Consider the following 19,275-nt stretch of genomic DNA (forward strand, 5'->3'; position numbering starts at 1 on the left):
TCAGCAGTCTTCCAGCCGGAACGCGTCGCGCAGCCAGTTCAGCTGCGGCGGCTCGCCACTGGCTTCAACCACGTCGAAGCGGCAGGGCTGCTCGGCCAGCCAGGGATGCGATTGCAGGAACAACTGCGCGGCGATCACCAGCTTGCGTCGCTTGCGCAGGTCCACCGAGGCCGCGCCGCCGCCAAAGCGGGCACTGGCGCGGTAGCGCACTTCCACGAACACGACGACATCGCCGTCGCGCATGATCAGGTCGATCTCACCGCGGCGATAACGCGCGTTGGTGGTGACCGGGCGCAGCCCGGCCTCACGGAGATGCTGCTGTGCGGCGGCTTCCACCGCCGCGCCACGTAGCGCGCGCCCTGTCGGCACGCCGATCAGTTGCTGCTGGCGATCGGCATCGGCCGGCCGCCGCTGAAGGTCGACCACGCCGGTACCCGCAGCACGTTGCCGTTGCTGTCCAGGAACAGGGTGCCGGTGGCGCCGGCCAGGCCGCCTTCGGTGGCGACCTTGTCCAGGTAGGCGCTGATCTTCCAGGCGTCGAAACCAAACGCGAACAGCCGACCGGAGGCGCCACGTGCCGAGGGCAGGATCTGCCCGGCGGTGGATGCGGCTGGCAGGCCGGGCACGCCGCGCACGTTCCAGGCTTCGTTCGGGTAGACGATGCCGTCCAGCGCCATGTCTTCTTCGGGCTTGCCGGCGCCGACGGTGAGCTGGGAGGTGCCGACGCGGGTGGCGCCGCCCGCACCGGCCAGTGCGAGTTGCGGCGTCAGCGCACGCGCCTGCGGTGCCTTGACCGCCAGCAGCACGCCGTCGATGGCACCGGCGGCACGCACCTGCGCGCCGATATCACCGACGGTGTCGCTGACGCCGATCGTCGCCACCACCTGGCCACCACGCTGCGCGAAGCGCTCGCGGAAGGCGGCAGCGGCACGGCGGCCGTTGTCATCGTTGCTGTGGATCACCAGCACTTTGCTGCGTTCGCGGCCGCGAAGATACTCGGCGGCGATGATGCCGTCGTCTTCCGGGGCCAGCGAGAAACCGGCGCTGCCGGCCGGCGGGGTGTCCTTGCCGCGGTTCAGCGCCAGCACCGGCACCGGCAGCTCGCGGCGACCGAACACGGCATCCACTTCGTCGCGGCCGAGCGGGCCGACGATGAAATCGGCGCCGGCGGTCACGGCCTTGTCGTAGGCCGCCACGGCCCCGGCCGCGGTGCCGGCGGTATCGATGAACTGGATGTCCGGGCGGCGGCGGGTTTCACCGTAGTAACCGCTGAGCAGGCCATCGCGGACCGGCTGCGCGGCGGTGGCCAGGCGGCCGCTGAGCGGCAGCAGCACGGCCATCTTCACCGGTGGGCGGTAGCCATCGCTCATCGCCGGCGGGCGCTTGCTGGTGTCGAACTGCGAGGCGCCTTCGCGATCGAAGGGACGCGGCAGCGGCAGGCCGCGGGCGATCAGCGCACGGCCGGCGAAGTTGTACAGCGGCTCATTGGCCGGCAGTGCGGCGGCGCGGGCGCGCAGGGTGGCATCGTCCAGCGTGCCGAGCAGGCCGGCGATGGCCTGCTGGTTGTCGCTGCGCGCCTTGCCGGTCAGTGCGGCGTGCGCACGGGCGCGCTCGAGTGCGGCACCGAGGTTGTCACCCGTGGCCTGCAGCGCGTTGGCGCGGGCCAGCTGCCAGCGCGTGCGCAGCGAGGGGGTGACCGCATCGGCCGAATCCTTCAGCGCGGCCAGCGCCTGTGCCGGCTGCTTGTCGGCCAGCGCCAGTTCGGCGGTGGTCAGCTGGTAGCGCTGCAGGCTGGCGCCGCTGAGCTGGCGCGCGGTGACCTGGGCCAGCAGCGTGCGGGCACGGGTGGCATCGCCGGCTTCGTGCCAGGCAAAGGCGGCATCGGCCAGGGCAGCGCTGCGGGCACTGCCGCGCAGGGTGTTGGCCAGCGCTTCAAGCTGGAGCGCCGCATCGCGCGGCTTGCCCTGCTCGATCAAGGCCAGGGCCTGGCTCTGGGCCGGCGATTCCGGCGCGCTGGTGAAGCTGGTCGTGGCGCAGCCGGCAAGCAGCATCAGCGACAACGAAAGGGCGGAGATCCTTACGACGGGCTTGTTCATGATCAGGTCCATTCGATGGGGGCAGCGGCCGTGGCCGGGGAACGGTACGATTCTACCCTTGACCACGGAAGAGCCGCTGATGAGTGCTGTCCCCACGCTGTATGTCGTTGCCACCCCGATCGGCAACCTCGCCGATCTGACCCCGCGGGCACAGGACGTGCTGCGTTCGGTGGCCGCGATCTGCGCCGAGGACACCCGCCGCAGCGGCCAGCTGCTGGCCCACTTCGGCATCCAGCAGCCACTGGTGGCGCTGCACGATCACAATGAGGAAGCGCTGTCGCAGCGGATCGTGGCGCGCCTGCTGGCCGGTGAGTCGCTGGCGCTGGTCAGCGACGCCGGCACCCCGCTGGTGAGCGATCCGGGCTACCGCCTGGTCCGCGCCGCGCGCGAAGCCGGAATCAAGGTCAGCCCGGTGCCCGGCGCCTGCGCGGCGATTGCTGCACTGAGCGTGGCCGGCCTGCCCAGCGACCGCTTCACCTTCGAAGGGTTCCTGCCGGCCAAGGCCTCCGGCCGCCGCGAGCGCCTCAACGCGCTGGCCGGTGAGACCCGCACCCTGGTGTTCTACGAATCCTCGCACCGGATCACCGAATCGCTGGCGGACATGATGGCTGCGTTCGGGCCCGAGCGGCCGGCGGTGCTGGCGCGCGAACTGACCAAACTGTTCGAGACCGTGCTGGACGGCGACCTGGCCTCGCTGCTGCAGCAGGTCGAGGCGGACGACAACCAGCGCAAGGGCGAGTTCGTGGTGATGGTGCAGGGCGCGGCCGACGATGAGGAGGCTCAGTTGGCCGCCGGCCGCCGCATGTACGCCAAGCTCAGCGAACACCTCCCGCCGTCCACCGCAGCCAAGCTCGCCGCCGAACTCACCGGTGCCCCCAGAAAAGCCCTGTACGGCGGTTGATCGGCCGGTCGCGCCACCCACGGGTGGCTGCACGCAGTGCCAAAGAAGGTAGCCACTCCACGGGTGGCTGCACGCGGTGCCAGAACGTGAGGCAGCCACCCATGGGGTGGCTACCGCGCGTGCAGATTGAATGCCGGCCCACGCAAACCGTCTGGATGCACAGCCCCCCTTAGTAAAGGGGGGCGCGGCGACAGCCGCGGGGAATTGGGCGCTGGTGGCCCGGGGCCCAAGGTCTGCGCTGCAAACCTTGGGCTTTTTTCGTCATGACGAAAAAAGCGGCGGAGCCGGCCGATAAGCCGGGTTTTGTCGTGGACAGTCATTCTTCTAGGCGCTGCGTCACCGCAGCGCTCGAGCAACCTACCCGGACCCGACGCGGGCCACGCCATTAGGTCCCTATTTGGTCTTGCTCCAGGTGGGGTTTGCCGTGCCGGTCTGTTACCAGACTCGCGGTGCGCTCTTACCGCACCATTTCACCCTTACCGGCTTCCCGAAGGAAACGTAGGCGGTATCTTTCTGTTGCACTTTCCGTCGGCTCGCGCCGCCCAGGCGTTACCTGGCACCTTGCCCTGTGGAGCCCGGACTTTCCTCGGCATCCGCAAGGGATGACGCGACTGTCTGGCCGACTCCGCCGCGCGCATTGTCCCACATTCACGTCACCTCGGCGCAGACAGCTGCGTGGTCGTCAGCCGGGTCTCGCCGATGCAGTCACCCTCCGCATCGAACCGGCGTTCGGCGATGAAGCCGTGGCCGTTGGCGTCCAGCGCGATGATCGTGCTGGCGCGGGTGCCGTACTCGGGGCTGCGGATGAAGGCGGAGGACAGCCAGCGCTCGCGCGCCAGGCCGATGCCGGTGTCGGGCAGGGCGCGGTCGTCGGCGCGGGTCTCATCGCGCAGGGCGTCCCACAGCGGGGTCAGGTCCTCGCTGGCGGCGTCCACCCACGCGCGCAGCGCTGCGTTCAATGTCACGGTTTTCGGCCACGGCGCGTCCAGCGGCCCGTTGGACACGCCATGGATGCCCGGGGCCAGCGGTTGGCGGTGCAGGGGATGGTTGCCCAGGAACTGGCAGCTGTCGCGGTCGGCCAGCACCAGGTTGAAGGGGGCGAATTCCACCGCGCGCGCGGCGAGCTGGTCGGCGAAGACGGCCGCCGGCGCATCGTCGCGCAGGTAGCCGGCCACCAGGGCGCCGCGCGAGGGGCCGGTCTGCCGGGCCAGCGGGTCGCGGACATTGGTCACCACCGCCATCCGCCCCTGCGCGCCGATCCCGGCCCAGGTCCCACCCGAGCGCAGGTCGCGGCCGGCGGCCACGGCTTCATCCGGCGGAGACCAGCGTGCCAGCGCGGCGGTGGGCCGCGCGTGGAATTCATCGCGGTTGCCGGCCATCACCAGCTGCCAGAGGGGGTGTGTTTTCCATGCGAGGGCGAGCAGACACATGCCTCACATTGTGCCGGTTCTGCGCAGCGGCGAGACGATGCCGACCGCGTCAGGACTGAATACGCGGCGATGTTTCACGCGGTCTCCACAGGCCTGAACTTCGGCGAAATCTCAAAAAATGAGACGAAACAGCAACTTGTGGATAAGCCTTGAACAAGTCTCTAAACATTGCTGCAAGCCCTTGATGTTCAAAGTGATTTCCCCTTCGCAAAGTTGTTGACAACCCGATCGGCACTGCTAAGGTGGGCATCAGAGGGGAAACCGGGTTTTTTGTGGTTTTTCGTGGTTCAATGTTTCACCAGGCGAAGGAAAGGTGAAAACGTCGTGTTTCAAGGCGAGACGGCCATCACTGTTGACGACAAAGGGCGCATGGCGGTTCCGACCGCGCATCGCGACCTTGTCGCGCGTGTGAGCAACAACCGTCTGGTCCTGACCTACAACCCGTTCGAGTCCGGCTGCCTCTGGCTGTACGCCGAACAGGAATGGGAACGCGTCCGTGATGACGTCATGTCCAAGCCCAACACACAGCGCGTCGTGCGCCTCCTGCAACAGAAGCTGGTCGGTTCGGCCGCGCATCTGGAGCTGGACGGCAACGGCCGCATCAGTATTCCCGCCAGCCACCGTGGTGCCGTTGGCATTGAAAAGAAGGCGGTGCTGCTCGGTATGGGCGACAAATTCGAATTGTGGAGCGAGCAGGCTCATCGCGCGTTGATCCAGCAGACGTTGTCTGACGAGGATCTCGGCGATGGGTTGCTCGACCTGAAGTTGTGAGCCGGGGTGCCCGGATGCGCGGAGCAGCGCAGACCGGTCACCTTCCGGTGTCGCAGTCGCCGGCAGGCCACCTGCCGGTCCTGTACACGCAGGTCCTGGATGGCCTGAAGGTGATCGAAAACGGAGTGTATCTCGATGGCACGTTCGGTCGTGGCGGTCACGCCCGCGGCGTGCTCGAGCAACTCGGTCCCGGAGGCCGGCTGCTGGTCATGGACAAGGATCCCGAGGCGATTGCGGTAGCCGAGCGTGATTTCGCGCCGGACCCGCGCGTCTCGATCTTCCGTGGCAGCTTCGCCGATCTGCTGCACTGGGAGGCCACCGCGCAGGGCCTGGATGGCGTGCTGTTCGACCTGGGCGTGTCCTCGCCCCAGCTGGATGTCGCCGAGCGTGGCTTCAGCTTCGGCAAGGATGGCCCGCTGGACATGCGCATGGACCCGGACAGCGGCGAAAGCGCGGCGCAGTGGCTCAACCGTGCCGAAGAGCGCGAGATCGCCGATATCCTGTGGACCTATGGCGAAGAGCGCCAGAGCCGGCGCATCGCCCGCGCGCTGGTGGCCCGCCGCGAGAAGCAGCCGTTCAGCCGCACCGCCGAACTGGCCGATGCCATCGCCGCCGTGATGCCGCGTGGCAAGGACAAGATCAACCCGGCCACGCGCAGCTTCCAGGCGATCCGCATCCACATCAACCGCGAACTGGCCGACCTCGAGGCCGGCCTGGATGCCGCCCTGGCGCGCCTCAAGCCCGGTGGCCGCCTGGCCGTGATCAGCTTCCATTCGCTGGAAGACCGCATCGTCAAGCAGTTCATGAACCGCCATGCCAAGGCCCCGCCGAGCAACCGCCGGTTGCCCGAGGCGCAGCCGTTCGTGCCGACCCTGGTGCTGCACGGCGGCGCCATCAAGGCCGACGATGACGAGCTGGCGGTCAATCCGCGCTCGCGCAGCGCCGTGCTGCGCGTCGCCGAGAAGTGCGAGGTGGCCGGATGAGCCGCCTGCTGTTGATCGTGCTGCTGGCCTGCACCGTCGCCTCGGCGATCGGCGTGGTGTTCATGCGCCATCGCCACCGCCAGACCTTCGTGGAGCTGTCCCGGGTCGAGCGGGCGCGCGATGAGATCAACATCGAGTTCGGTCGCCTGCAGCTCGAGCAGGCCACTCTGGCCGAGGCCACCCGGGTCGACCGCGTCGCCCGCGAGCGCCTGGGCATGAAGTTCCCCGAAGCGGCCGATGTCGTGGTGATCCGGCCATGAACAAGTCCGGGCGCAACCGTGCGCGCAACAGCTTCAACCTCCGCCAGCGCCTGAAGTGGGTGGGGCTGGCGCTCGGCTTGTGCTCGGTCTCGCTGGTCGGTCGCGCCGCCTACGTGCAGATCATCAACAGCGAGTTCTACCAGCGCCAGGGCGAAGCGCGTTACCTGCGCGAACTGCCGATCAACACCTCGCGCGGCATGATCACCGACCGCAATGGCGAACCGGTGGCGGTGTCCACCCCGGTCGCCTCTATCTGGGTCAACCCGCAGGAACTGCTGCGTTCGCCGGACCGCATCCCGGAGCTGGCCACCGCGCTGGGCATGCCGCTGGACGAGCTGACCTCCAAGCTCTCGCAGAAGGCGGACAAGGAATTCATGTACCTGCGCCGCCGGATCAATCCGGACGACGCGGAGAAGGTGGTCGCGCTGAAGATCCCGGGCGTGGCCTCGCAGCGCGAGTTCCGTCGCTTCTACCCGCAGGGTGAGGCGATGGCGCACGTGCTCGGCTTCACCAACATCGACGACCGCGGCCAGGAAGGACTGGAGCTGGCCTTCGACGAATGGCTGCGCGGCAAGGCCGGCGCCAAGCGGGTGATCCGCAACCGCAAGGGCGACACCGTCGAGAGCGATCTGCTGCGCGCCGCCGAGCCGGGCAAGGACCTCACCCTCAGCATCGACCGCCGCATCCAGTTCCTGGCCTTCAAGGAGCTGCGCAACGCGCTGATCGCCAACAAGGCGGCCGGCGGCTCGATGGTGATCATGGACGTGGCCACCGGTGAAGTGCTGGCCATGGTCAACCTGCCGACCTACAACCCCAACGCCGTTGGCGGCGCGGCACCGGACACCCGTCGCAACCGCGCGGTGACCGACCTGGTCGAGCCGGGTTCGACCATGAAGCCGCTGACCATCGCCTCGGCGCTGCAGTCCGGCGTGGTCACCAAGGACACCACGGTGGATACCAACCCGGGCTACATGGCCGTGGGCCGGTTCACCATCAAGGACGTGCCGCGCAACAACGGCGTGCTCAACGTCACCGGCGTGATCACCCGCAGCTCGAACATCGGCGCGGCCAAGATCGCGGCCAAGATGCCGGACCAGGTCTTCTACGACCACGTGCACAGCTTCGGCTACGGCGTGTCGCCGCACAGCGGCTTCCCCGGCGAATCGGCCGGCGTGCTGCCGCGTCCGGCGCGCTGGAGCGGCTCGTCCAAGACCACCATGTCCTACGGCTACGGCCTGAATGTCACCCCGCTGCAGATCGCCACGGCGTACTCGGCGCTGGGCAACGGCGGCAAGCTGATCGCGCCGACCTTCGTCAAGGGCCAGCGCAACGAAGGCAAGCAGATCATCGATGAGAGCATCGCCAAGGAAGTGGTGGCGATGATGGAAACCGTGGTCACCCAGGGCGGCGCCAAGCAGGCCGCGGTGCTGGGCTACCACGTGGCCGGCAAGACCGGTACGGCCCGAAAGGCCGGCCCGGGCGGGTACGAGCGCGGGCATTACAACGCGCTGTTCGCCGGTGTGGTGCCGGCCACCAACCCGCGCTTTGCCACGGTGATCGTCATCAACGACCCGCAGGCCGGCAAGTACTACGGCGGCCTGGTGTCCGCACCGGTGTTCCACAACGTGATGGAAGGCGCCCTGCGCCTGATGGACGTGCCGCCGGACGACATCGAGTCGTGGCTGGCCGCCCAGCAGTCCGGAAAGATGGGCCACTCGGCCTCGGTGCTGCCGATGCCGCCGCCGGAAACGGTGATCGCCCCCGACGCCGCCGCAGAATTCGATGCCGCGCTGCCCAGCGCGCACGCAACGGTGCCGCCCGCGCAGGGAGGCACCCAATGAGCCAGACGATGTTGCTTTCGCAGTTGCTTCCCGATGTGGCACTGAGCCACGATCCGACCCTCACCGGCCTGGTGCTGGACAGCCGCGCAGTGCGCCCGGGCAACGCCTTCGTGGCGATCGCCGGTTTCGGCGCGCACGGGCTGGGGTTTGTCGACCAGGCGCGCGCCAATGGCGCTGCAGCGATCCTGTTCGACCCGCCGGCCCCGGCCGAGCTGCCGGCGCCGGCCGATGCGATCGCCGTGCCGGGTCTGCGCAACCGCATGGGCGCGATGGCCGACCAGTTCCACGGCCATCCCTCGCGCGCGATGACGATGGTCGGGGTGACCGGCACCAACGGCAAGACGTCCACCGTGCAGCTGCTGGCCCAGGCCTGGCACCTGCTCGGCACCGCCAGTGGCAGCATCGGCACGCTGGGCGTGGGTCTGTACGGCAACGTCGTGCCGACCGGGTTCACCACGCCGCTGGTGCTGCAGATGCATGAGGTGCTGGCGCAGCTGCGCGATGCCGGCGCCCAGGCCGTGGCGATGGAAGTCAGCTCGCACGCGCTCGACCAGGGCCGCGTGGACGCCGTGCATTACGACGTGGCGGTGTTCACCAATCTCACCCGCGACCATCTCGACTATCACGGTGACATGGCGCAGTACGGTGCGGCCAAGGCCAGGCTGTTCCACCGCGATGGTCTGAAGGCTGCCGTGGTCAACCTCGATGACAGCTTCGGCAGCGAGCTGCTGCGCACCGTCGGCGCGAGCGTCCGCCCGATCGGCGTCAGCTCGCGCGGTGCCGCACAGGCCACCCTGCGCGCCGATTCGCTCACCCTGGATGGGCGCGGCATCGCCTTCGACCTGGTGGTCGACGGCCAGCGCCATCCGGTGCAGTCGCCGCTGCTCGGTCGTTTCAACGTGGACAACCTGCTGGCCGTAGCCGGTGCGCTGTATGCGCTGGACCACATCCCGGCCGCGATCGCCGCGCTGCTCTCGCAGCTGCAGCCGATTGCCGGCCGCATGAACCGCCTGGGCGGCGAGGGTGGGCTGCCCACCGTGGTGGTCGATTACGCCCACACCCCGGATGCGCTGGAACAGGCCTTGACCAGCGTGCAGGGCCATCTGGCCGGCCGCCTGGTCTGCGTGTTCGGCTGCGGCGGCGAGCGCGATACCGGCAAGCGCCCGCAGATGGCCGCCATCGCCGAACAGCATGCCGACGTGGTGATCGTCACCGACGACAATCCGCGCGGCGAAGACGGCGACGTGATCGTGGCCGACATCCTCAAGGGATTTGACGCACCCGCGGCGGTCACCGTGCAGCGCGACCGTGCCGCCGCGATCGCTGCTGCGATCGGCCAGGCCGGCGCGGGCGACATCGTGCTGATCGCCGGCAAGGGACATGAGCCCTACCAGGAGATCGACGGGGTCAAGCACGCCTTCGACGACACCGAGGTGGCCGGCCGAGTGCTGGCCGCGCGCGTAGACAACGCGGGCACGCTGCGCAGGGAGGCCCCATGAAGCGCACGCCGCTGTCGCTGATCGCCCATTGGGCCGGTGGCGAGATCCATGGCGAAGACACCGCCATCGATGCGATCAGCAATGACACCCGCACGCTTGCCCCGGGCAGCCTGTACGTGGCGCTGCGCGGCGAGCGTTTCGATGGTCATGAATTCGCAGCCGACGCCCTGGCGCGCGGTGCTTCGGCGATGCTGGTCGAGCGCCTGCTGGATGTGGCCCTGCCGCAGATCGTGGTTGCCGACAGCGAGCACGCCCTGGGCCGCATCGCCGCCGGCATGCAGCGCGACCGCGGCACCGAGGTGTTCGCGATCACCGGCAGCAACGGCAAGACCAGCGTCAAGAGCCTGCTGCTGGCGATCCTGGAGCAGGTGGCACGGGACGACCGCAAGGTGGTCTACGCCAACCCGGGCAACCGCAACAATGAGATCGGCCTGCCGCTGGCGGTCCTCGATGCGCCGGAAGATGCCGACTACGCCGTCTACGAGATGGGCGCCGGCAAGCCGGGCGATATCGCCTACCTCACCGAGATCGTGCGCCCGCACTACGCGCTGGTGAACAACATCGCGCCGGCGCATCTGGAGCGCATGGGCAGCCTGCAGGGCGTGGCCACCACCAAGGGTGCGATCTACGCGGCGCTGCCCTCCGATGGCGTGGCCGTGATCAATGCCGATGACGCCTTCGGGATCTGGTTCGAACAGCACATCGTCGGCCAGCCGCCGCGCTGCCGCGTGCTGCGCTATGGCCTGGACCACAGCGCCGATGTCACCGCACGTGCGATCCGTCCGGCCGCGCAGGGCAGCCAGTTCGTGCTGTCCACGCCGCAGGGCGATTCAGAGATCACGCTGGGCCTGCCGGGCCGGCACAACATCAGCAATGCCCTGGCCGCTGCCTCGCTGGCGTTGGCCGCAGGCCTTCCGGTGGCGCAGATCGCCGCCGGCCTGGCCCGCGCCGAGCCGGTCCCGGGCCGCCAGATCGCGCACCAGCTGCCCAACGGCGCGGTGCTGATCGATGACAGTTACAACGCCAACCCCGGCTCGTTGGCCGCGGCCATCGATGCCCTGGCAGGCGCGAAGGAAGAAGGCTGGCTGGTGCTCGGCGACATGCGCGAACTCGGCCCGGACGGCGAGGCGCTGCATGCGCAGGCCGGCCGCCGTGCGCGCGAGGCTGGCCTGGCGCGGCTGTACACGCTCGGTCCGCTGAGCGCCGCCGCCTCGACCGCCTTCGGTGAAGGCGGTCAGCATTTCCAGAGCCACCAGGCCCTGGCCGCCGCGCTCGCCACCGAACTGCATGCCGGCGTGCGCTGCCTGGTCAAGGGCTCGCGTGGCAGCGCCATGGACACGATCGTCAAAGCGCTGCTCGCGCAAGGAGAGGAAACCCCCAATGTTGCTTGAACTGGCCCGATGGCTGCAGCAGTTGGAGAGCCTGTTCGGGCTGTTCGGCTACCTGACCCTGCGCGGCATCCTCGCGGCGCTGACCGCCCTGTTCCTGTCGCTGTGGCTTGGCCCGGCGATGATCCGCAAGCTTGCCCAGTTCAAGGGCGGCCAGCCGATCCGCAAGGACGGGCCGCAGACCCATTTCTCCAAGGCCGGCACGCCGACCATGGGCGGTTCGCTGATCCTGCTGACGATCACGCTGTCGGTGCTGCTGTGGGCCGACCTGCGCAATCGCTACGTCTGGCTGGTGCTGGCGGTGATGCTGTGCTTCGGTGCGATTGGCTGGTACGACGACTGGATCAAGATCGTCCGCCGTGATCCCAACGGCCTGAAGTCGCGCTGGAAGTACCTGCTGCAGTCGATCTTCGGCCTCGCGGCGGGTCTGTTCCTGTTCTACACCGCCGATGTCCCGGCGGCGATGACGTTCTACATCCCGATGTTCAAGTCGATCGCGCTGCCGCTGGCCGGCATCAGCTTCGTGGCCATCGCCTACTTCTGGATCGTCGGCTTCTCCAACGCGGTCAACCTGACCGACGGCCTGGACGGGCTGGCGATCATGCCGACCGTGCTGGTGGCCTGCGCGCTGGGCGTGTTCGCCTACGCCTCGGGCAACGTGGTGTTCTCCAGCTACCTGCAGATCCCGCAGATCCCGGGCGCCGGTGAGCTGGTCATCATCTGCGCGGCGATCGCCGGCGCAGGGCTGGGCTTCCTCTGGTTCAACACCTATCCGGCCATGGTCTTCATGGGCGACATCGGCGCGCTGGCGCTGGGCGCGGTGCTGGGCACGATCGCGGTGATCACCCGCCAGGAACTGGTGCTGGTGGTGATGGGGGGCGTGTTCGTGATCGAGACGCTGTCGGTGATGATCCAGGTCGCCTCATTCAAGCTGACCGGCAAGCGCGTGTTCCGCATGGCGCCGATCCACCACCACTTCGAACTGAAGGGCTGGCCGGAGCCGCGCGTGATCGTGCGCTTCTGGATCATCTCGGTCGTGCTGGTCCTGATCGGCCTGGCCACGTTGAAGGTCCGCTGATGAACGACCTCTCGCGCCAGGCAACCCGCCTTGAAGCCATCGGAGGCCACTTCGACAAGTGGCTGCTGGGCGCGATCATCGCGCTCACCGGGCTGGGCGTGGTGATGGTCGCGTCGAGCTCGATCGCGCTGATGAGCAGCCCGTTCTACTACCTCAACCGCCACCTGATCTTCCTGGCGGTGGGTATCGGCCTGGCGATCATCGCCATGCGTACCGAGCTCAAGAGCATCGAGCAGTACAACCAGATCCTGCTGCTGGGCTGCTTCGCGCTGCTGGTGGTGGTGTTCATCCCGGGCCTGGGCAGCAGCGTCAACGGTGCCCGCCGCTGGATCAACCTGGGCATCTCCAAGTTCCAGACCGTCGAAGCGGTCAAGGTGCTCTACATCGTGTGGTTGTCCAGCTATCTGGTCCGCTTCCGCGATGAGGTCAATGCCACCTGGCCGGCGATGCTCAAGCCGCTCGGCGTGGCCGGCGCGCTGGTGGTGCTGCTGCTGCTGCAGCCGGACTTCGGTTCGTCCACGCTGCTGCTGGCCATCACCGCCGGCATGCTGGTGCTGGGCGGGGTCAACATGCCGCGCATGTCCATGCCGGTGATCATCGGCATGGTCGGCATGAGCGCGCTGGCGATCATCGAGCCGTACCGCATGCGCCGCATCACCTCCTTCCTGGACCCGTGGGCCGACCAGCAGGGCGACGGCTACCAGCTGTCCAACGCGCTGATGGCCGTGGGCCGCGGCGAGTGGACCGGCGTGGGCCTGGGCAACTCGGTGCAGAAGCTCTATTACCTGCCCGAAGCGCATACCGACTTCATCTTCTCGGTCACCGCCGAAGAGCTGGGCTTCCTCGGCACCTGCCTGATCATCGCGCTGTACGCACTGCTGGTTGGCCGCACCTTCTGGCTGGGCATGCGCTGCGTGGAAATGAAGCGCCACTTCTCCGGCTACATCGCCTTCGGCATCGGCCTGTGGATCAGCATGCAGAGCTTCGTCTCGATCGGGGTCAACCTGGGCATCCTGCCGACCAAGGGGCTGACCCTGCCGCTGATTTCCTCGGGCGGCTCGAGCGTGCTGATGACCTGCGTGGCGATGGGCCTGCTGCTGCGCGTCTCCTACGAACTGGATCGCGCCGAGCGCCGCCAGGCCGTGCGCATGGGTGCCGACCAGGAGGGTCCGCTGCCGGGGGATGCGCCCAGGGCGGAGAGCGCCAGTGCGGTCGCCGCCGCGATGCAGGACAGCGGCAACCGCGATGCCGCACCGCGCGACAGCTCCACCCGTGGCACCAGCCGCATGCAACAGCGCATCGAGCCGACGCTGGGGAGGATGGGATGAGCACGCCTCGCCTCGATCCGTCCCGTCGCCCGGTCATGATCATGGCCGGTGGTACCGGGGGGCACATCTTCCCCGGCCTGGCCGTGGCCAAGGTGCTGCGCGAGCGCGGCGTGCCGGTGACCTGGCTGGGTGCCGATGGCGCGATGGAAACGCGCCTGGTGCCGCAGCACGACATCCCCATCGACACGCTGGCCATCGGCGGCCTGCGCGGCAAGGGCAAGCTGGCCCTGCTCGGCGCGCCGTTCCGCCTGCTGCGCGCGGTCCGCGCGGCCGGCTTCCTGATCCGTGATCGCCGGCCGCGTGCCGTGATCGCGTTCGGTGGTTACGCCTCCGGCCCCGGCGCCATCGCCGCGCACCTGCACGGCCTGCCGCTGCTGGTGCACGAACAGAACCGCGCCCCGGGGTTGACCAACCGCGTGCTGTCGCGCGTCGCGCGCCGCGTGCTGGCCGGTTTCCCGGGCAGCTTCGCCAAGCGCGAGGAAGCGGTCGGCAACCCGGTGCGTGCCGAGATCGCCGCGATCACGCCGCCGGATCTGCGCCTGGCCAATCGCCAAGGCCCGTTGCGCCTGCTGGTGCTCGGTGGCAGCCAGGGCGCACGCGTGCTCAACAACGCGGTGCCCAAGGCGCTGGCTGCGCTGGGCGCCGGGATGCCGGTGCAGGTGCGCCACCAGAGCGGCGAGAAGCTGCATGCCGAAGCGCTGCAGGCCTATGCCGATGCCGGCGTGCAGGCAAGCGTGGAACCCTTCATCGCCGATATGGCCGAGGCGTTCGCCTGGGCCGATCTGGTCGTGTGCCGCTCCGGTGCCTCCACCCTGGCCGAGCTCTGCGCGGTCGGCGTGGGCAGTGTGCTGGTGCCGTTCGCGGCGGCCGTCGACGATCACCAGACCCGCAATGCGGAGTATCTGGTCGAGCGCGGCGCGGCCGTGTTGCTGAAGCAGGATGAAACGCTGGCGACGCAGTTGGAAGGCGTGCTGCGCGATCTGTCCGAAAATTCCGCCCGACGCATGCAGATGGCCAACGCCGCGCGTGCCCTGGCCAAGGTCGATGCCGCTGAGCGCATCGCCGACATCATTCTCGAGGAATCCAAATGAACACCGCTACGCGCGCCAGCCTGGCGCGAGGCCGCGCATGATCCGCCGCCTCCACGACACCAACGACCTGGTACGTGCGTTCCCGCGCGTGCACTTCGTCGGCATCGGCGGCACCGGCATGAGCGGCATCGCCGAAGTGATGCTGACGCTGGGCTATGAAGTGTCCGGTTCGGACAACGCCGACAACGCCGCGACCCGTCGCCTGGCCGGCCTGGGTGCGCGCGTGATGCGTGGCCATTCGGCTGCCAACGTGCTCGGCACCGACTGCGTGGTGGTCTCCAGCGCGATCCGCGATGACAACCCCGAGCTGATGGAAGCGCGCAGCCAGCGCATTCCGATCATGCCGCGCGCGGCGATGCTGGCCGAACTGATGCGCTTCCGCCGCGGCATCGCGGTGGCCGGCACGCACGGCAAGACCACCACCACCAGCCTGACGGCCGCGGTGCTGAGCGAAGGCGGGCTGGACCCGACCTTCGTGATCGGCGGCCAGCTGCTCGCTGCCGGTGCCAACGCCAAGCTCGGCAGTGGCCAGTGGCTGGTGGCCGAAGCCGATGAAAGCGATGGCAGCTTCCTGCGCCTGAACCCGCTGGTCTCGGTGATCACCAACATCGATTCGGACCACCTGGAAAACTACGGCAACGATTTCGCCCGGGTCCAGGCTGCGTTCGCCGAGTTCCTGCAGCGCCTGCCGTTCTACGGCCTGGCGGTGCTGTGCATCGATGATCCGGAAGTGGCTGCGCTGGCCGCGCAGACGCCGCGCCATGTCATGAGCTATGGCATGAGCAGCAACGCCGACGTGCGCGCCGAGGATGTGGTCCAGGACGGCCCGCGCATGCGCTTCACCCTGCGCCTGCCCGAAGGCAGCAGCCACCCGGTGACGCTGGCCCTGCCGGGCGCACACAACGTACTCAACGCCCTGGCCGCCGCGGCCGTGGGCTGGCAGCTGGGCGTGGCGCCGGAGGCGATCGCGCGCGCGCTGGAAAGCTTTGCGGGCATCGGCCGCCGCTTCAACGATCTGGGCATCGTCACCACGCACACCGGTGCCAAGGTGCGTGTGATCGATGATTACGGCCACCATCCGCGCGAACTGGCCGCCGTGTTCGCCGCCGCCCGCGGCGGCTGGCCGAGCCAGCGGCTGGTCGTGGCGTTCCAGCCACACCGTTACAGCCGCACCCGCGATCAGTTCGACGCCTTCGCGGCGGTCCTCTCCGAAGTGGACGCACTGGTGCTGAGCGAGGTCTATCCGGCCGGCGAGGCGCCGATTCCGGGGGCCGATTCGCGTTCGCTGGCGCGCGCCATCCGCGCGCGTGGCCGCAGCGAGCCGGTCGTGGTCGGCAACGCCGCCGAACTGGCGCACGTGCTGCCCGACGTCCTGCAGGACGGTGACCTGCTGCTGATGATGGGCGCAGGCGACATCGGCTACATCGCCCAGCAGATCGCCGGCGAAGGCTTCCAGGAGGCCCCGGCGGCATGAACGCGCTGACCTTCCCGCCACTGCGCCTCACCGATCCGGCCATGTTCGGCCGCGTTGCCGTGCTGCTCGGTGGCACCTCCAGCGAGCGCAACGTCTCGCTGGATTCGGGCCGCAACGTGATCGAAGCGCTGCGCGCGCGCGGCGTCGATGCGATCGCCGTCGATGGCATCCCGGCCCTGGCGCTGGCGCTGGTCGAGAAGCGTTTCGACCGCGTCTTCAACATCCTCCACGGCCACAACGGCGGTGGTGAGGACGGCATCGTGCAGGGCCTGATGGAGGCCTTCGGCGTGCCGTACACCGGCTCGGACGTGCTCGGCTCGGCGCTGAGCATGGACAAGATCCGCACCAAGCAGGTGTGGATCTCGCACGGCCTGCCGACCCCGCGCTTCATCGCGCTGGACCAGGCCTCCGATGTCCACGCCGCCGCAGCCGAGCTCGGCCTGCCGGTGGTGGTCAAGCCGGCCAACGAAGGCTCCAGCGTCGGCATCAGCCGCGTGGTGGAAGAGGCCGGCCTGGATGAGGCGGTTGCACTGGCAGTGCGCTATGACGGCCAGCTGCTGATGGAGCAGATGGTGGTCGGCGACGAGTTGACCGTGGCGATCCTGGGCGACCAGGCGCTGCCGTCGATCCGCATCGTGCCCAAGGGCCAGTGGTACGACTACAACGCCAAGTACATCGCCGAGGACACCCAGTACCTGTGCCCGGGGCTGGAAGGCGAGGACGAGATCGAGATCCGCCGCCTTGCACTGGCCGCGTTCCGCGCTGCCGGTTGCCGCGGCTGGGGCCGGGTGGACGTGATGCGTGACCGCAGCACGGGCCGCTTCTACCTGCTGGAAGTGAACACCGCGCCGGGCATGACCAGCCATTCGCTGGTGCCCAAGTCGGCCAGCCAGGCCGGGATCGGCTTTGAAGAGCTGGTCTGGCGCGTACTGGAACAGACCCTGCCGGGTCACGCAGCGCAGGAGAACCGCCACGCATGAACGCGGTGCTGCGCATCTTCGTCTGGTTGCTGGCCCTGTCGGTCGTGGCACTGCCCGTGGTGGCGGTGCTCAACGGCTGGGTCGGTGCCGAGCGGTGGCCGTTGGCCAAGCTGCGTGTGCACGGTGAGTTCAAGCGGGTGCCGGCCGAGCAGCTGCAGCAGGTGGTGCTGCCGTATGCGAAGTCCGGCTTCTTCGCGGTCAAGCTGCAGGATGCACAGGACGCCATCGAAACGCTGCCGTGGGTGGAAAGCGCGCAGGTCCGCAAGCAGTGGCCCGACGTGCTGGAAATCACCCTGGTCGAGCACAAGCCGTTCGCGCGCTGGGGCCATGACCGCCTGCTCTCCGAGCAGGGCAAGCTGTTCGCCACGCCCAAGAAACTGCAGGACCTGGAACTGCCCGACCTGGATGGTCCGGACAGCCAGACCGAAGAAGTGGTGGCGCTCTACAACGATGCGCGCGCGCTGTTCGCGCCGGCCGGGGTGGACGTCAAGCGGGTCACCATGAACGCACGCGGCAGCTGGTCGCTGGTGCTGAGCAACGGCACCGAAGTGGTCGTGGGCCGCGACGATGCCCGCTCGCGCCTGCAGCGCTTCGTGCGCGTGCTGCCGCAGCTGGCCAACCAGGCGGCGCCGATCGAGCGCGCCGACCTCCGATATACCAATGGTTTCACACTGAGCTGGGGTACCCCGGCTCCGGCGACGCCGGCCGCACCGGCCGCGCCGGCCAATGTGGCGCACAGGACGCAGGACAGGACATGAATCGCAAGGGTGACAAATCACTGATCGTCGGTCTGGACATCGGCACCTCCAAGGTGGTGGCGCTGGTCGGCGAGTATTCGCCGGGCAATCCGATCGAGGTCATCGGCATCGGCTCGCACGAATCGCGCGGTCTCAAGCGCGGCGTGGTGGTGGATATCGAATCGACCGTGCAGTCCATCCAGCGTGCGGTCGAAGAGGCCGAGCTGATGGCCGGCTGCGAGATCCGCTCGGTGTACGCCTCGATCTCCGGCAACCACGTGCAGTGCAAGAACTCGCCCGGCATCGTGCCGATCCGCGACGGCGAAGTGACCTGGGGCGACCTGGACCGCGTGCTCGACGCAGCCAAGGCGGTGGCGATCCCGGCCGATCAGAAGATCCTGCATGCGATCCCGCGTGAGTACGTGCTGGATGATTCGCAGGAAGGCATCCGCAATCCGGTCGGCATGACCGGCGTGCGCCTGGAAGTGCACGCCCACCTGGTGGTGTGCGCACAGTCGGCCGCCGCCAACATCTCCAAGTGCGTGCAGCGCTGCGGCCTGCAGGTCGATGACCTGGTGCTGTCCTCGCTGGCCTCCAGCGTGGCCGTGCTGACCGCCGACGAGCGCGAGCTGGGCGTGGTGCTGGTCGACATGGGCGCCGGTACCACCGACCTGGCCGTGTTCGTGCAGGGCGCGATCTGCCACACCGCCTCGCTGCCGATCGCCGGCGACCACGTCACCAACGACATCGCGCACATGCTGCGCACGCCGACCCCGGAAGCCGAGCAGATCAAGGTGCGCTACGCCTGCGCCCTGGCCCAGCTGGCCACCGCCGAGGAAAGCATCCAGGTGCCCAGCGTCGGCGATCGTCCGCCGCGCCGGATGCCGCGCCATGCACTCGCCCAGGCGGTGCAGGGCCGCTACGAAGAAATCTTCGAGATGGTGCAGGCCGAACTGCGCCGCTCCGGTTTCGAGGAACTGGTGCGCGCCGGCATGGTGCTCACCGGCGGCGCTTCGAAGATGGAAGGCGTGGTCGAACTGGCCGAGGAAATGCTGCAGATGCCGGTACGCGTGGGCATCCCGCAGCACGTCACCGGCCTGGGCGAAGTGGTGGGCAACCCGGTGCATGCCACCGGCGTGGGCCTGCTGCTGATGGGCAGCCAGATCGAACACCCGCGTCGCCCGTCGCTGCCGACCGGCCGCGCCGGCAGCATGTTCAAGAAGCTCAAAACCTGGTTCCGCGGCGAGTTCTGATCGCGGCCCGCAACACGCAGTACACATGCAATAAGCGATAAGCAGTTCCCGAAAAATCCACACACCGTCCACGCAACGCCGCAACACCCCGCATCACGACGTACACAGCAAGCGCATTACCCGGCCACCTGGCCGACCATTGAAGCAGGCAACACCGTCGCGGTT

At 68.6% G+C, this 19,275-nt stretch carries 17 protein-coding genes and 1 other RNA gene; 14 read left to right on the top strand and 4 right to left on the bottom strand.

Translation table 11 applies throughout. From position 1 onward, the window contains the following. Positions 1 to 369 carry a YraN family protein gene (locus BIZ42_RS12300; RefSeq protein WP_070427533.1) on the bottom strand — a complete coding sequence of 123 codons (369 nt, stop codon included), beginning with the start codon at positions 367 to 369 and terminating at the stop codon, positions 1 to 3. 5 nt (positions 370 to 374) lie between these two features. Further along, a complete protein-coding gene (locus BIZ42_RS12305; protein WP_070427532.1) occupies positions 375 to 2,096 on the bottom strand; it encodes a penicillin-binding protein activator in 1,722 nt (573 codons plus the stop codon). A gap of 79 nt (positions 2,097 to 2,175) precedes the next feature. Here BIZ42_RS12305 and rsmI point away from each other — a divergent pair, with 79 nt between their 5' ends. Then, the gene (gene rsmI / locus BIZ42_RS12310) at positions 2,176 to 2,997 is read left to right on the top strand and encodes a 16S rRNA (cytidine(1402)-2'-O)-methyltransferase (RefSeq protein ID WP_070426616.1); all 822 of its coding nucleotides are present in this window, start codon (positions 2,176 to 2,178) and stop codon (positions 2,995 to 2,997) included. 276 nt (positions 2,998 to 3,273) lie between these two features. Here the strand turns inward: rsmI and rnpB are convergent. Together rnpB and BIZ42_RS12320 are read right to left on the bottom strand one after the other, a co-directional pair. After that, an RNA gene (rnpB, locus tag BIZ42_RS12315) (RNase P RNA component class A) lies at positions 3,274 to 3,624 on the bottom strand. A 26-nt stretch (positions 3,625 to 3,650) separates the two neighbouring features. Further along, positions 3,651 to 4,427, bottom strand: a complete 777-nt coding sequence (locus BIZ42_RS12320; RefSeq protein ID WP_070426617.1) for an NRDE family protein — start codon at positions 4,425 to 4,427, stop codon at positions 3,651 to 3,653. A gap of 324 nt (positions 4,428 to 4,751) precedes the next feature. On the opposite strand from BIZ42_RS12320, the gene mraZ reads away from it, so the two are divergent. The 13 genes from mraZ to ftsA are packed head-to-tail and all read left to right on the top strand — an operon-like array spanning position 4,752 to position 19,110. Then, the gene (gene mraZ, locus BIZ42_RS12325; RefSeq protein ID WP_019182494.1) at positions 4,752 to 5,198 is read left to right on the top strand and encodes a division/cell wall cluster transcriptional repressor MraZ; all 447 of its coding nucleotides are present in this window, start codon (positions 4,752 to 4,754) and stop codon (positions 5,196 to 5,198) included. Positions 5,199 to 5,212: 14 nt separating this feature from the next. Continuing rightward, on the top strand, positions 5,213 to 6,181 hold the full coding sequence (rsmH, locus tag BIZ42_RS12330) for a 16S rRNA (cytosine(1402)-N(4))-methyltransferase RsmH (RefSeq protein ID WP_070426618.1): 969 nt from the start codon (positions 5,213 to 5,215) through the stop codon (positions 6,179 to 6,181). After that, complete coding sequence (ftsL, locus tag BIZ42_RS12335) at positions 6,178 to 6,441, top strand: cell division protein FtsL (protein ID WP_019182492.1); 264 nt, start codon at positions 6,178 to 6,180, stop codon at positions 6,439 to 6,441. Before rsmH ends, ftsL begins: the two co-directional genes overlap by 4 nt. Further along, the gene (locus BIZ42_RS12340; protein ID WP_070426619.1) at positions 6,438 to 8,282 is read left to right on the top strand and encodes a penicillin-binding transpeptidase domain-containing protein; all 1,845 of its coding nucleotides are present in this window, start codon (positions 6,438 to 6,440) and stop codon (positions 8,280 to 8,282) included. Before ftsL ends, BIZ42_RS12340 begins: the two co-directional genes overlap by 4 nt. Next, complete coding sequence (locus tag BIZ42_RS12345; protein WP_070426620.1) at positions 8,279 to 9,781, top strand: UDP-N-acetylmuramoyl-L-alanyl-D-glutamate--2,6-diaminopimelate ligase; 1,503 nt, start codon at positions 8,279 to 8,281, stop codon at positions 9,779 to 9,781. Before BIZ42_RS12340 ends, BIZ42_RS12345 begins: the two co-directional genes overlap by 4 nt. Then, entirely contained in the window at positions 9,778 to 11,172 is a 1,395-nt protein-coding gene (gene murF / locus BIZ42_RS12350; RefSeq protein ID WP_070426621.1) for a UDP-N-acetylmuramoyl-tripeptide--D-alanyl-D-alanine ligase, read from the top strand. Before BIZ42_RS12345 ends, murF begins: the two co-directional genes overlap by 4 nt. Further along, positions 11,162 to 12,247: a phospho-N-acetylmuramoyl-pentapeptide-transferase gene (mraY, locus tag BIZ42_RS12355; RefSeq protein WP_019182488.1), complete on the top strand. Its 1,086-nt coding sequence runs from the start codon at positions 11,162 to 11,164 to the stop codon at positions 12,245 to 12,247. Before murF ends, mraY begins: the two co-directional genes overlap by 11 nt. Further along, positions 12,247 to 13,575 carry a putative lipid II flippase FtsW gene (gene ftsW, locus BIZ42_RS12360; protein WP_070426622.1) on the top strand — a complete coding sequence of 443 codons (1,329 nt, stop codon included), beginning with the start codon at positions 12,247 to 12,249 and terminating at the stop codon, positions 13,573 to 13,575. Before mraY ends, ftsW begins: the two co-directional genes overlap by 1 nt. After that, positions 13,572 to 14,666: an undecaprenyldiphospho-muramoylpentapeptide beta-N-acetylglucosaminyltransferase gene (gene murG, locus BIZ42_RS12365; protein ID WP_070426623.1), complete on the top strand. Its 1,095-nt coding sequence runs from the start codon at positions 13,572 to 13,574 to the stop codon at positions 14,664 to 14,666. The genes ftsW and murG overlap by 4 nt, the downstream gene beginning before the upstream one ends. Before the next feature lie 37 nt (positions 14,667 to 14,703). After that, on the top strand, positions 14,704 to 16,140 hold the full coding sequence (murC, locus tag BIZ42_RS12370) for a UDP-N-acetylmuramate--L-alanine ligase (protein ID WP_019182485.1): 1,437 nt from the start codon (positions 14,704 to 14,706) through the stop codon (positions 16,138 to 16,140). Continuing rightward, on the top strand, positions 16,137 to 17,120 hold the full coding sequence (locus BIZ42_RS12375; RefSeq protein ID WP_019182484.1) for a D-alanine--D-alanine ligase: 984 nt from the start codon (positions 16,137 to 16,139) through the stop codon (positions 17,118 to 17,120). Before murC ends, BIZ42_RS12375 begins: the two co-directional genes overlap by 4 nt. After that, positions 17,117 to 17,878, top strand: coding sequence for a cell division protein FtsQ/DivIB (locus BIZ42_RS12380; protein WP_070426624.1), 762 nt, complete (start codon positions 17,117 to 17,119; stop codon positions 17,876 to 17,878). The genes BIZ42_RS12375 and BIZ42_RS12380 overlap by 4 nt, the downstream gene beginning before the upstream one ends. Continuing rightward, positions 17,875 to 19,110 (top strand): cell division protein FtsA, encoded by a 1,236-nt coding sequence (gene ftsA / locus BIZ42_RS12385; RefSeq protein ID WP_017355446.1) that lies wholly within the window; start codon positions 17,875 to 17,877, stop codon positions 19,108 to 19,110. The genes BIZ42_RS12380 and ftsA overlap by 4 nt, the downstream gene beginning before the upstream one ends. The last annotated feature ends 165 nt before the right edge of the window (positions 19,111 to 19,275 follow it).

The sequence above is a fragment of the Stenotrophomonas sp. LM091 genome (genome assembly GCF_001806305.1).
In the GTDB taxonomy this organism is placed as follows: domain Bacteria; phylum Pseudomonadota; class Gammaproteobacteria; order Xanthomonadales; family Xanthomonadaceae; genus Stenotrophomonas; species Stenotrophomonas bentonitica_A.